Genomic DNA, 13244 nt, shown 5'->3' with positions numbered 1-13244 from the left:
ATGAATGATTCAGTGGATATCGAAGTTATCTATTCGACAGCAGACCGCCTATTGCTGGCTGGTTTGCAACCTACACAAAGCCTGATCGCTGAGTCAATGGGTCTGCCGGAAGCTGCTGTGGCCGAAGGTTTCCGGTCCTGGTGGAAAATGGCACCCGAGCGATTGGCGCTGACACCGGTTGATATGGCCTTTCCTGAGGTGCCCGACACTCTGCACCAGTCTTTCAGTCGTTTGTGGCAGCTCGCTGTGCAGGAGGCGACCAACTCCATTCATAATCAGTTTCATCATGATGGTAGCCTGGAAATTGATAGTCTGGCCCGTGAATCTGACCGCCAGCTTGCTGAAGCGCGCGATAAAGTACTGAATCTTGAGGAGCAGCTTCGCACCGAAACGGCTTTGAATGAAGAGTTCAGAACGCTGATCAAGGCGCTTGAGGCCGAGAAAAAAGTGCTCAAGGACAGTCTCGATAATGAGACGATTTTGCGAAATAAAGATTCGCAAAAATACAGTGCGATGGAGCAGGAACTGAGTCATCTGCGTAAAGTGCATGAAGAGCATAAACGCAAATTTGATATGCGTATCAAGGATGAGCAGCGCCATACCATGGACAGCATTGGCAAAGCAGAAGCCGATGCACGTCATTATCGGATGGCTCTGGATAAGCTGAGAGAAGAAGCGGGTAAAAAAGAAGCCGCGCTGACGCGTAATATTCAGGAGCTTCAGGCGGAAATTGCGCGCAAGGATGTGAAGCAGGATATGCAGAAAACCCAGATCAAAAATCTGGATGAGCACCTCAAACATGTGAAACATGATCACGGTACGCATGTCCGTGAGATCTCAAAGCTTAACAGTCAGTTGCTTGCAGAGATTAATAAAAACAAGCGCTTAGAAGATAGAATCAAGGGCTTGGAAGAAGAGATGAAAATGCAGCGGCAAAAGCAGATGGCCGCCAGCAATGAACATGTGCGTCGTGAAAACTCCGTGCGGATTCAGTACAAAGATAAAGATGAAGAGCTGGGGCGTACCCTTGGTAAGCTCGCGGCGCTGGAGAAAAAACTGATCGTTCAGGATGAAGAGATACGTCGCCTGAAATCCCGGGACGCATAAACGGGCAAAACTGCCTTCTCTCCGGCGTTCTTATTCTATGCTGTTATTATAAGAACGCTTTGAACAGCGCTAATTTATAAGACGCCTGTGTTTTGTGACAGGTGATAACGATAAAAAAACATTTCCCGGGGTTGCTGGGTTGTCTCTGATGGTTCAGCTGCCTCTACGGAGTCAATAATGAAATTGCAACAGTTGCGATACATTTGGGAAGTTGCCAGGCATGACCTGAATGTCTCGGCCACGGCTCAGAGTCTGTACACCTCTCAACCCGGCATCAGCAAGCAGATTCGTTTACTTGAAGATGAGCTGGGCGTAGAGGTTTTTGCCCGTAGTGGCAAGCACCTCACGCGTGTGACACCGGCTGGGCAGGCCATTCTGGATGTTGCGGGTGAGATTCTAAAAAAGGTTGAGAATATTAAGCAGGTTGCTCAGGAGTTCAGTGATGAACGTAAGGGCAGTCTCGATGTGGCAACAACCCATACACAGGCGCGTTATGCGCTGCCTAAAACCATTACCGGTTTTATTCAGGAATATCCGGATGTTTCTCTGCATATGCATCAGGGTACCCCGATGCAGATTTCTGAAATGGCGGCGGATGGCACGGTGGACTTTGCGATTGCCACTGAAGCGATGTCACACTTTTCAGACCTGATCATGATGCCCTGCTATCGCTGGAACCGTTCAGTGGTGGTACCAAAGGACCATCCTCTGGCTCAGGTTTCCCGTCTTACGCTGGCCGATGTGGCGGCGCATCCGATTGTCACCTATGTATTCGGTTTCACCGGGCGGTCCAAGCTGGATGAGGCGTTTCGTCGTGAAGGCCTTTCTCCCAAGGTCGTTTTCACCGCGGTGGACTCAGATGTCATCAAGGCTTATGTCCGTCTGGGTCTGGGCGTGGGGATCATTGCCACCATGGCGTTTGAACCCGAGGTAGATCAGGATCTGGTGGCATTGGATGCAAGTCATCTGTTTGAGCCCAGCACGACAAAAATTGGCTTTCGCAAAGGGACTTTTCTGCGTGGCTATATGTATGACTTTATCCAGCGGTTTGCACCTCACCTGACACCGGATGTGGTTCAGAAGGTATTAGCCTGCAGCACCCGGCAGGAGATTGATGAACTTTTTGCCGGGCAGGAATTACCGGACCTCTGAGGGTTGCTATAGCTTATGGCGTTATTGCAGCTATCTATGGGGTCGGTGCTTCAGGGTAGGGCTGAAATCAGAGCGCTGAACCTTATGCTCGTGTTTCAGGTCAACTGCCCCGGGTGTCTGAGCCAGGCACTGCCTCAGCTCGATGCGTTACAGACACAGTTCCCGGAACTGAATTGTTTTGGTTTATCGACGGCGTTTGAAGATTTTGCGCTGAATACTCTGGAAAATACTCAAAAGCTGCTGCATGAAGGGCGTTTGCCCTTGGCATCGGCCCGCTATTTTTCCCGCCTGGGTCATGCTGTGCTGCCTTACAGTATTAATGTCCCCGTGCTGATGGACCGGTTTGCAGGTCCAGATCAGATAGACGATTTGTATCAAGCGATCACAAAAACACTGTCTGACACCGGATTGAATCAGTCCGTCACAGATCAGACCCGGCAGCTTATCTCGCAACGATTGCAGTCTGTATTGTGTTCAGGCAGGACCTTTCTCAATAACCAGTTTCAGGGTACGCCCAGCTGGGTACTGTTTGATGATCAGATGGAGATTGTTGATCAGTGGTTTGGGCATCGCCCGCTAGCGTGGGTTGAATCTCTGGTTGAGTCGGCAATGCCTGGCTGATGATAGAGGTTTTTTAAGCAGGGCGTTTGTCTTGGATATCAGGCTAGCTGCGTGAAGCTGTCTGAATCGAGATCCCAGTCGGGGAATATCTGGCTAACTGATTCCGCTATTGCCTCAAGGCCTGCATCCGTCATGCAGAATGCCAGCAAACCGGCTTCACTTTTGAAAAAGTCTGTCAGAACGTAGCCGGTTTCGCCAACTGCCGAATCGGGATGCATGCCCAGCGCATAGACCCTGACCACACTCAGCGTGATCGGGCACACTTCATGTTTTGTAATGATTTCACACTCGAGCAAATCACAGATTGCTTCTGCGCCTCGGGGCAAAATGGCCATATGTGTATCCTGAAGTGATGTGGGCTTACCCGATTACCGGGGTATGTATCGGCTAATGCTCGTTGTGACAGTTATCTGTTTTTTCGAGTTTTAAGCCCGTCTGCACTTTGATGGCTTTGTTGTTGCTAATTACTGCAATGTTGAGAAGATCCGGGCTGGTGCCTTTTGTTCTCGGTAAACCAGTGCCATGGCGTAAGACGAAAATTTATCTTATTCAATAAGTCTGTTTTTTTCAAAATTAATTTCATGCACTGGAACTGGCTTGCTTTTCGACCTGATAGCAGGGTTGCTCAGGCTTCAGGCCAAAAAAAACCCCGCAGAGCGGGGTTTTTTCAACGTTAAGAGATTAGGCGGACAGGTTTACACCTGCAGCTTTCTCAACGTAGTTTTCCATCTGATCGAAGTTCAGATAGCGGTAAACTTCGCCAGCCATGCTGTCGATGTTCTTCGCGTATTCCATGTACTCGGCAACCGTCGGCAGTTTGCCTGTTACTGCAGCTACAGAGGCCAGCTCTGCAGATGCCAGGTAAACGTTTGCACCGGTACCCAGACGGTTCGGGAAGTTACGTGTAGAGGTTGAAACAACAGTGCTGTTGTCATTTACACGTGCCTGGTTACCCATACACAGAGAGCAACCTGGCATCTCCATGCGCGCACCGGCTTTACCGAAGATGTTGTAGTAACCTTCGTCGCTCAGCTGAGCTGCGTCCATTTTGGTTGGTGGTGCAATCCACATGCGGGTAGGTACAGAACCACCTGCCGCATCCAGCAGTTTACCTGCCGCACGGAAGTGACCGATGTTGGTCATACAGGAACCGATGAACACTTCATCAATCTTCTCACCTGCAACAGTAGACAGCAGACGGGCATCATCCGGGTCGTTAGGTGCACAAAGAACAGGTTCTTTGATGTCGGCCAGGTCGATTTCGATGACTGCAGCGTATTCAGCGTCAGCGTCAGCGCGCATCAGGCTTGGGTTAGCCAGCCATTCTTCCATCGCAATGATACGACGTTCGATGGTGCGTGGGTCGCCGTAACCTTCAGCGATCATCCACTTCAGCATTACGATGTTAGAACGCAGGTACTCAGCAACGGAGTCTTCGCTCAGGGTGATAGTACAACCTGCAGCAGAGCGTTCTGCAGAGGCGTCTGACAGTTCGAAAGCCTGTTCAACGGTCAGGTCGTTAAGGCCTTCGATCTCCAGTACGCGACCAGAGAAGATGTTTTTCTTACCGGCTTTTTCAACAGTCAGCAGACCTGCCTGAATCGCGTAGTAAGGAATCGCATGTACCAGGTCACGCAGGGTGATACCAGGGTTACGTTTGCCTTTAAAGCGAACCAGAACAGACTCAGGCATATCCAGTGGCATTACGCCAGTGGCAGCTGCGAATGCAACCAGACCAGAACCGGCTGGGAAAGAGATGCCGATTGGGAAACGGGTGTGAGAGTCACCACCGGTACCTACGGTATCAGGCAGCAGCATACGGTTCAGCCAGGAGTGGATTACACCGTCGCCTGGACGCAGGGAAACACCACCACGGGTCATGATGAAGTCAGGCAGGGTGTGGTGAGTTTCAACGTCAACTGGCTTTGGATACGCAGCAGTGTGACAGAAAGACTGCATGGTCAGATCAGCAGAGAAGCCCAGGCATGCCAGGTCTTTCAGTTCGTCACGGGTCATAGGACCGGTAGTGTCCTGAGAACCTACAGTGGTCATCTTGGGTTCGCAGTACATGCCAGGACGCACGCCTTCCAGACCGCAGGCTTTACCAACCATTTTCTGAGCCAGGGTGAAGCCTTTGCCAGTGTCGGCAGGCTGTTCTGGCTTACGGAACAGATCAGATTCGCCCAGGCCCATTGCTTCACGTGCCTTGGCAGTCAAACCACGGCCGATGATCAGCGGGATACGGCCGCCAGCACGAACTTCGTCCAGAATAACAGGAGTTTTCAGACCGAAAGTGCACAGTTCTTCGCCAGTTTCAGCGTTAACTGCTTTGCCTTCGTATGGGTAAACGTCGATGACATCACCCATGTTCATTTTGGAAACGTCCATTTCGATTGGCAGAGCGCCTGCATCTTCCATAGTGTTGAAGAAGATAGGTGCAATTTTGCCACCGAAGCAGTAACCGCCAGCACGTTTGTTTGGTACGGCTGGGATATCATCGCCGAAGAACCACAGTACGGAGTTGGTAGCGGACTTACGGGAAGAACCGGTACCTACAACGTCACCAACGTAAGCAACAGGGTGGCCTTTGGCTTTAACAGCTTCGATCTGAGCGATCGGGCCTTTTACACCTGGTACTTCAGGTTCAATGCCTTCACGGGCCATTTTCAGCATGGCATTGGCGTGCAGCGGGATGTCTGGGCGGGTAAAGGCGTCCGGTGCAGGTGACAGGTCGTCGGTGTTGGTTTCGCCAGGAACCTTGAATACGGTAACGGTGATTTTTTCAGCAACGGCTGGTTTGGAAGTAAACCACTCAGCGTCAGCCCAGGACTGCATAACCTGTTTAGCGGCAGCGTTGCCTGCGTCAGCTTTGTCTTTAACGTCGTAGAACGCGTCGAACATCAGCAGGGTGTGAGACAGTGCCTTAGCAGCCGTAGCAGACAGCTCTGCGTCGTCCAGTGCTTCGATCAGAGGCTGAATGTTGTAACCGCCCAGCATGGTGCCCAGCAGTTCAACTGCTTTAACTTTGGAAACCAGTGGAGAGGTTGCTTCACCCTTGGCTACAGCAGCCAGGAAGCCGGCTTTAACGTAAGCAGCCTGGTCTACGCCCGCAGGTACGCGGTTAGATAGCAGGTCAACCAGAAAAGCTTCTTCGCCAGCAGGCGGGTTCTTCAGCAGCTCAACCAGCGCAGCGGTCTGTTCTGCGTCCAGTGGCTTTGGTGGCACGCCTTCAGCGGCGCGTTCTTCTACATGTTTACGGTAAGCTTCAAGCACGTTAGAGCCCTCATCATTGTGGTACCACCGATCGTGAACAGGATAGTGTGCCGGTGGCTTATCGAAAGGAGTCGAATATTGATTGGCGGAACCGAATTCTACCGAAGATAGCAGGTAAAGTTAAGTTCAGCACGGCGCGTGGGAGTAATACTTTCTGATGAAAACCAGAGACTTTAGGCGGCTCTTCAAAAAAAAGGCTTTAAATATATTAAAAACAGGGTGTTAGATAATCTTTTATGGCGAGCCCCGTGGTTGCTGAAAACGGAGTTGAAAAATAAACAAGTTCGGGTGTTCTGGCCGGATAATCCAACTCCGATTTGTCCCAGTTTTAATAAAATGTGATGTGACGCTGCAGAAATGGCGGGTTAAACTGCTTCAAGATCTATCCTGGCTGGCCGATAGGTTACTCTCACAGCGGTCTCAAATAACGATATAAACGCTCGGTGATGGAAAGTGGAACTGACTGAACACACTAGCCCTGTTAAAGGCACGGGATTGTACAGTTTTAATACGGACAGGATTCAGGCTGCCTTTGACGCTCAGCACTCGCGATATCTTATCTATCGGGGTCGACAGGGTAAGCGTTTGCTCTACCACTTTGCCCGTATGGTTGCATCAGACCCAAAATCATTGAGATACCACGTGAAGCGAATTTATCTGGCCGTGGCGTCTTATGACAGTGATGAGGTGATGGGTGCGTTTGCTGATCTGTTAATCACGTTATCAGGTAAAGGTGATCCTCTGTTTCACCGATTGCTGGAGCAGGCCAAGCCAGTCATTGGTGAGTCGCATTTTAATTTGATTATGTCTGCTCAGTCTGAGGATTCATTAGATAAGCTGCTTGCCCTGTCGCAGCAGCACTCGGTGTTATCCCGCGGCAACTTTCCTAAACAGCTTATAATCTAATCCGTGGCGCTAAGGATGGAACCCCGCCCATGAGCTCAGACGCTAAATTACTGCTTAGAAAAATTAATCCTGCTTTGGTGGGTTTCTCCGTCAGCGAGTCGGCGGCGATTGAGTATTTTTTACAGCGTAAACTGGGCAAGAAACCTGTTCCGGCTGATCAGGCTAATTGTTTCATCGTCAATGGTGATCGCTACAGTTCCCTGACTCAGCTCAAGAATGATTATCCAAAGGCACCTCAGGGTGTTGTGCTGGGGTTATCCAAACATCAGTGGGTTGGTTATCACTGGGTTTGTAAGCCGTACACAAGTGAAACATTGCAGCAGGCTTTAGAGGCTGTCGCTACAGGTATCCAATCCCGCTCAGAGGGGCAGGTGTATGACCCCTCTGAGTTTTCGATTGATAAGCAGAACGAAGCGCTTAAGGCGCAGTTAGAAGTCGGCGATCTTACCGTCAATGCAGCTGACAGGTTGTTGGCGCAGTTGGGTGGACAGAAAAAATCGGCCCTGGCTGAAATGGTCGCATCCGTGGTGATTGAGGATGTTGCGGTCGAGGCACCGGTGGTACCGGCGGGTATTCCGCAGGCTGAACTGGAGTTGCTTTGCTGCGGTAATCTGGAAGATGTCGATCTGGATAATCTGAAAACACGCCAGCAAATCACTTTTAACCCGGATGGTTATATCCTCAATCTGCTCAAGCATCTGGTGAGTAAAGGTGAGGAGATGGGCAGTGCAGTACTCTTGAAAGGTGATCAGGTTCAGATTGTCTATCTGCCTGATTCTGCTGAATTTGTTCATACCTACTCGGATACAGAACTGTCCGAAATCGCGCAGCGACGTTTTCGTTTTGGTGAACTGCTGATTGAGACGCCTGCAGAAGGTTCGCTGGATCCTTATATTGCGTCGGGCCATCAGGTTAAGAAAATTGCTTTTCTCTGGTTGCTGGCTTTGTGGAGCGCCCGGGGCCGTTTGTTAGTTGGGTTGGATCCGTACAAACCGTATGCGTTGCGGCATCAGCCTGAAAGCGGCCAATTTCTCAGTTTGGATTGTTTTCATCAGATAGCTGACATATGGTTTAACCATTCCTTATCAGTGGTCGATATCATAAGAATATTGGATCTTCCTCAGCGTCAGGTGTTTGCATTTTCCTCTGCAGCATTTTTTCTGGGTTGGTTAGATGCTGAGGGCCGAGCCGGCTAAGGTTGCGGGAGTTGTCGTGTGACAGAAGAAATTAAGTCAAATCAATTTATCCAGATAACGCCAGCGGGGGCGTTTTTTGCAACGGTCTGTCCGGAGCCAGACAGCGCGCGTGCTTTTTTGCTGCAACTGCTGAGTGCCGATGTGCCGATTCCGTATACCCCGCTTTTAATCAGCAAATTAACGGGTCTGTCCAAAGAAGAGGCTGAAGCAATGTTTCAGAAACTTCTGGACCGTGGCTTTGCTGAGTTAAAACCGACGCCGCCAGAGATGATTAATGACAATCTTGAGTCGGTGCTGCCTACGCTGCTGCCGGATCTTTCCAGTGCAGGGAAGGTGGTTCTGGCTGACGATCTAGGTTTTTGTCTGGCGTCGAGTGGCTATGAAGAGAGTCACAGCGAAGAGCTGGCGGCTCTGGCTGCGGATATAAGTTCACTCCATGGACGACACAATAGCCTGCTCAATGGTGATTTGTCGTTGATGGGCGAGAGTTGGGGCCTGCTGGATCCTGTGGGTCTCAGTCAGGTAGGTTTTTGGATGCTGTATCTCGGGAAGCAGCGTTTTGTGTTGGTCATCGAAAAAATGCCCCGGTTGAACCAGCAGGTTTATGTGGACTTGCTCAGTATCCTGGCTAGACGATACCTGAATTATTAAGCAAGAATTTTACATTCCGGTTCAAGTGAGCCGGAACAAGAAAAAATGATAGGAGAGTACTAATGCGCTCAGAAATGTTGACCTCGATTTTGAGTGACTTGAATGGCGCGTCAACGGACATTGAAGCATCTGCGGTAATTTCGACAGACGGTTTGATGATTGCTGCATTGCTGCCATCCGGAATGGATGAAGATCGTATTGGTGCTATGAGTGCTGCGATGTTGTCTTTGGGTGAACGTACTGCGCAGGAATTGGCGAAAGGCGAACTTGAGCAGGTGCTCATCAAGGGGGAGCATGGTTATATTCTGATGACCCATGCTAACCGGGATTCCGTTTTGACAGTGGTTGCCAAACCCAGTGTGCGTCTAGGCCTGATTCTGTTGGATGTGAAACGCGCTTCTCAGGCAATCGGCAAATTGCTCTGATTTAAAGGTTTCAGGGCCACCAACTGCACGGCATGAGGTGGCTTACCTTTTCAGGTCCGATGCGTATAATGGCCCCCTTCAAACAGGGGGCTTTTTTTGTGCGCGAATTAGATCAAATCCATGCATTTCTTGGCTGCGAAACACCATCTGAGTGGATTGAGGCGGCCCTGCAAAATCAGGCTATCTTGCTGATTGATCATGCTCATTGCGAAAAAAAAGCAGCTTCAACGGCGATGCGTCTGATGTTTCGTTATGTTGAGCGGATTGATCTGTTGAATAAAATGTCCCGCCTGGCCCGGGAAGAACTTATCCACTTTGAGCAAGTACTCGATATTATGCAGCGCCGGGGGGTGGTCTATGATCATCTTTCTCCCTCGCGTTATGCGCAGGGTTTGCGGCAGTTTGTCAGAACGTCGGAGCCGGGGCATCTGATTGATGTGCTGATTATTGGTGCTTTTATTGAGGCACGCTCCTGTGAACGTTTTGCCAAGCTGGCACCCTATCTGGATGAAGAGCTGGCAAAATTTTATCGTTCGCTGCTTAAGTCAGAAGCGCGTCACTATCAGGATTACCTGGGGCTGGCAGAGACTTATGCGGGTGAGCCGATTGATGAACGGATTGAGTTTTTCAGACAGCAGGAAGTTGAGCTCATTCAGAGAGAAGATGACTGCTTCCGTTTCCATAGTGGTCCACTCGCCTCTGTAGCGAGCCCTGTCAGTCCGGCTTGATCGGAAAGCTTTCCAGGCTATATCCCTGTTTGTCTGCACGCAGGTACCAACCGAGCTGATCCCAGTCACCCAGTACAATGCGCTCAGCTGTATCGCCTGAGGGCAGGGTGTGGTGATGGATTTTTGGCCGGTGTGTGTGGCCATGAATCATCACTCTCACCTGATGTTCTGCAAAGGTCGCCAGTACCGTCGCACTATTCACATCGGTGATATCCGAGGATTTCATGGCACCCTGAGCCTGGCTTGCATCCCGGAGCTGTTTGGCAATGGCCAGTCGCTCGGTAACCGGTTTAGATAAGAATGCCTGCTGCCACTCGGGGTTACGCACCATCGCGCGAAATGCCATGTAGTCTGTATCATCGGTGCAGAGTTGGTCGCCGTGCAGAACAAGGGCTTTCGCGAAGGGTAAATCAATCTCCGCATATTCGGGCAGTAAAGAGGCGCCGATCTGTTGGCAGAATGTATTTCCGACCAGAAAATCGCGATTACCATGCTGAAAATACAGTTGGCAATTCTGACTTAGTCTTGCAAGGCGGTTGTAGATTTCTTCAAGCGCAGGATCGGGGGCGTCATCGCCAATCCAGGCCTCAAATATATCGCCCAGCAGATACAATGCTTCTGCATCAGGCGTTATTTGATCCAGAAAACACAGAAGCGCCCGGTTCAGGTCCGGGCGCTGTGGTTTCAGATGCAGATCTGAAATGAAGTAGATAGCCATCGAAGATCAGTTATTGGCAGCTTCTGCGACCTGTTCTTCAATGATCTCGGCGGATTCGATAATCACATCTTCGGCAGGTACATCCTGGTGGCCTGCACGCATGGTGGTTGGTACCACTTTAATACGATTAACGATGTCCATGCCATCCACTACCTTGCCGAATACCGCATAACCCCAGCCTTCAGTGGTTTTAGCTGTATGGTCCAGGAAGGTATTGTCGGAAACGTTGATGAAAAATTGTGCTGAAGCACTGTGTGGGTCCATGGTGCGAGCCATGGCGATGGTGCCGGTTAGATTGGATAGGCCATTATCGGCTTCGTTCTTGATCGGTTCGCCGGTTTCTTTCTGAACCATGCCTGGTTCAAAACCGCCGCCCTGAATCATGAAGCCGTTGATGACACGGTGGAAGATCACATTGTTGTAGAAGCCGTCACTGACATATTGTTCAAAGTTTTTAGCGGTGACAGGAGCTTTCTTGTGATCGAGTTCAATACTGATATCGCCAAAATTGGTATGGAGAATAATCATTGTTGTAATGTCCATTTTCTTCGCACTCGTCCGCGCCATTATACTCAAGTCTTAGCTGAAAGCACTACCCCTTTATTCTTTGGGGTTGAAATTGTACTTCCTAAGAATGAGTACGATTGCCTGTGTGAAGATAATACGCCTGATTTAACTGCCAATTAGGGCGGGCATCCGTTTATAATGTGGTCCGCTATCGGCCAGTGCTGGCCATGATATCTGACAGTTGCGGGATACAAGATACCAACCTATGAGTACAGCAGAGAGCAGTAAACCGGTTAATTTTATTCATCAGATCGTAGAAAAGGATCTGCAGCAGGGCACTCACGACGGTCGGGTTGTTACACGATTCCCGCCAGAACCCAACGGATACCTGCACATTGGTCACGCAAAGTCGATCTGTCTTAATTTTGGTACCGCTGAAAAATATCAGGGTGCCTGCAATCTGCGTTTTGACGATACCAATCCGGAAAAAGAGAGTCAGGAGTATATTGATTCGATTATTCGTGATGTGAACTGGTTGGGGTATCAGTGGCAGGGCGAGGTGCGTTACACCTCTGATTATTTTCAGCAGCTACATGACTGGGCGGTCTACCTGATTGAGCAGGGCAAGGCCTACGTCTGTGATCTGTCACCGGAACAGGCGAAAGAGTACCGCGGTAACTTTACCACCCCGGGTCGTAACAGTCCGTTCCGTGATCGTTCTGTTGAGGAAAATCTGGCGCTGTTTGCCCGAATGAAAAACGGTGAGTTTGCCGAAGGCAGTTGTTCACTTCGCGCTAAGATCGACATGCAGTCGCCGAATATGAACCTGCGTGATCCGATGATCTACCGTATCATGCATACCCGTCATCACCAGACCGGTGATCAGTGGTGCATCTACCCAATGTATGATTTTGCCCATGGGCAATCTGATGCAATTGAGGGTGTCACCCACTCAATCTGTACCCTTGAATTTGAAGATCACCGTCCGCTGTACGAATGGTTCATTGAAAATCTTCCGGTTCCCTGTGCGCCGAAACAATATGAATTTTCCCGCCTTGAGCTGAATTACACCATCACCAGCAAACGTCGTCTGAAACAGCTGGTGGATGAAGCGCATGTGGCTGGCTGGGATGATCCGCGCATGCCAACCATTTCCGGCCTGCGTCGTCGTGGTTACACACCTGCCGCGCTACGTGAATTTTGTGATCGCGTCGGCGTGACCCGTTCTAACGGGGTTGTGGATATGGGTATGCTGGAAGCGGCCATTCGCGATGATCTGGATAAAACTGCACCGCGTGCAATGTGTGTGGTGCGTCCAATCAAGGTGACCTTGACTAATTATCCCGCAGATCAGCAGGAGTGGTTTGAGCTGCCAAATCATCCAAAGGATGAAACCATGGGGCAGCGACAGGTGCCTTTCAGCGCGAATCTGCTGATTGAAGAGGAAGATTTCGCGGAAGAACCACCACGTAAATGGAAGCGTCTGGCGCCGGGTGAAGCGGTACGTCTTCGCGGTGCTTATGTGATTACCTGTAATGAGGTGATCAAGGATGCCGAGGGTAACGTGGTTGAGCTGAAATGCAGCTATGATCCTGACACTAAAGGCAGTAATCCTGAGGGGTACAAGCCGAATGGGGTGATTCACTGGGTCTGTGCACAGCATTCCGTACCCTGCGAAGTGCGCGAATATGATCGTTTGTTTACGGTTGAAAACCCAGCGGGTGATAAGGAACGGGATTTCCTGGAATGTATTAATCCGGATTCACTGGTTGTTTTGAATAACAGTCGTTGTGAAATTGGCTTGCAGGGTGCGGCGGTTGAGAGTCGTTTCCAGTTTGAGCGCACAGGTTACTTTGCTGTTGATGCTGACAGTACTGCCGAAAAACTGGTGTTTAACCGCACCGTTACACTTCGGGACAGCTGGAAGTAATTTAGCTTAAAACCCTAAGGCCGGGCTGTT

13 protein-coding genes are annotated in these 13244 nt (G+C 50.2%); 9 read left to right on the top strand and 4 right to left on the bottom strand.

Annotated features, from left to right (window positions below; genetic code table 11):
* The 3 genes from P2G53_RS01870 (at position 1) to P2G53_RS01860 (ending at position 2880) form a co-directional block, all read left to right on the top strand.
* The gene (locus tag P2G53_RS01870) at positions 1-1107 is read left to right on the top strand and encodes a DNA-binding protein (RefSeq protein ID WP_275812915.1); all 1107 of its coding nucleotides are present in this window, start codon (positions 1-3) and stop codon (positions 1105-1107) included.
* Between the two features lie 177 nt (positions 1108-1284).
* Positions 1285-2259, top strand: coding sequence for an HTH-type transcriptional regulator CysB (cysB, locus tag P2G53_RS01865; RefSeq protein WP_275812911.1), 975 nt, complete (start codon positions 1285-1287; stop codon positions 2257-2259).
* Between the two features lie 84 nt (positions 2260-2343).
* Positions 2344-2880: a hypothetical protein gene (locus P2G53_RS01860; protein ID WP_275812908.1), complete on the top strand. Its 537-nt coding sequence runs from the start codon at positions 2344-2346 to the stop codon at positions 2878-2880.
* Positions 2881-2918: 38 nt separating this feature from the next.
* On the opposite strand, the gene P2G53_RS01855 is transcribed toward P2G53_RS01860, so the two are convergent.
* Together P2G53_RS01855 and acnB are read right to left on the bottom strand one after the other, a co-directional pair.
* A complete protein-coding gene (locus P2G53_RS01855) occupies positions 2919-3215 on the bottom strand; it encodes a hypothetical protein (protein WP_275812905.1) in 297 nt (98 codons plus the stop codon).
* Positions 3216-3561: 346 nt separating this feature from the next.
* The gene (gene acnB, locus P2G53_RS01850; protein WP_275812903.1) at positions 3562-6153 is read right to left on the bottom strand and encodes a bifunctional aconitate hydratase 2/2-methylisocitrate dehydratase; all 2592 of its coding nucleotides are present in this window, start codon (positions 6151-6153) and stop codon (positions 3562-3564) included.
* A gap of 642 nt (positions 6154-6795) precedes the next feature.
* On the opposite strand from acnB, the gene P2G53_RS01845 reads away from it, so the two are divergent.
* From P2G53_RS01845 to P2G53_RS01825, 5 genes are all read left to right on the top strand, one after another.
* Positions 6796-7059 (top strand): hypothetical protein, encoded by a 264-nt coding sequence (locus P2G53_RS01845; RefSeq protein WP_275812900.1) that lies wholly within the window; start codon positions 6796-6798, stop codon positions 7057-7059.
* 29 nt (positions 7060-7088) lie between these two features.
* Positions 7089-8255 (top strand): hypothetical protein, encoded by a 1167-nt coding sequence (locus P2G53_RS01840; protein ID WP_275812897.1) that lies wholly within the window; start codon positions 7089-7091, stop codon positions 8253-8255.
* Between the two features lie 18 nt (positions 8256-8273).
* The gene (locus P2G53_RS01835) at positions 8274-8906 is read left to right on the top strand and encodes a hypothetical protein (RefSeq protein WP_275812895.1); all 633 of its coding nucleotides are present in this window, start codon (positions 8274-8276) and stop codon (positions 8904-8906) included.
* Between the two features lie 62 nt (positions 8907-8968).
* Entirely contained in the window at positions 8969-9331 is a 363-nt protein-coding gene (locus tag P2G53_RS01830) for a roadblock/LC7 domain-containing protein (RefSeq protein ID WP_275812892.1), read from the top strand.
* A gap of 98 nt (positions 9332-9429) precedes the next feature.
* Positions 9430-10059, top strand: a complete 630-nt coding sequence (locus P2G53_RS01825) for a tRNA-(ms[2]io[6]A)-hydroxylase (RefSeq protein ID WP_275812888.1) — start codon at positions 9430-9432, stop codon at positions 10057-10059.
* Here the strand turns inward: P2G53_RS01825 and P2G53_RS01820 are convergent.
* Together P2G53_RS01820 and P2G53_RS01815 are read right to left on the bottom strand one after the other, a co-directional pair.
* Complete coding sequence (locus P2G53_RS01820; RefSeq protein ID WP_275812885.1) at positions 10046-10777, bottom strand: UDP-2,3-diacylglucosamine diphosphatase; 732 nt, start codon at positions 10775-10777, stop codon at positions 10046-10048. The genes P2G53_RS01825 and P2G53_RS01820 overlap by 14 nt on opposite strands.
* Before the next feature lie 6 nt (positions 10778-10783).
* Positions 10784-11305, bottom strand: coding sequence for a peptidylprolyl isomerase (locus P2G53_RS01815; protein WP_275814074.1), 522 nt, complete (start codon positions 11303-11305; stop codon positions 10784-10786).
* A 244-nt stretch (positions 11306-11549) separates the two neighbouring features.
* On the opposite strand from P2G53_RS01815, the gene P2G53_RS01810 reads away from it, so the two are divergent.
* Positions 11550-13214 carry a glutamine--tRNA ligase/YqeY domain fusion protein gene (locus P2G53_RS01810; protein WP_275812882.1) on the top strand — a complete coding sequence of 555 codons (1665 nt, stop codon included), beginning with the start codon at positions 11550-11552 and terminating at the stop codon, positions 13212-13214.
* The last annotated feature ends 30 nt before the right edge of the window (positions 13215-13244 follow it).

Origin of the sequence: Neptuniibacter sp. CAU 1671 (assembly GCF_029222905.1) — a bacterium.
Classification (GTDB): Bacteria; Pseudomonadota; Gammaproteobacteria; order Pseudomonadales; family Balneatricaceae; genus Neptuniibacter.
This window is presented reverse-complemented; position numbering and strand designations above follow the sequence as displayed.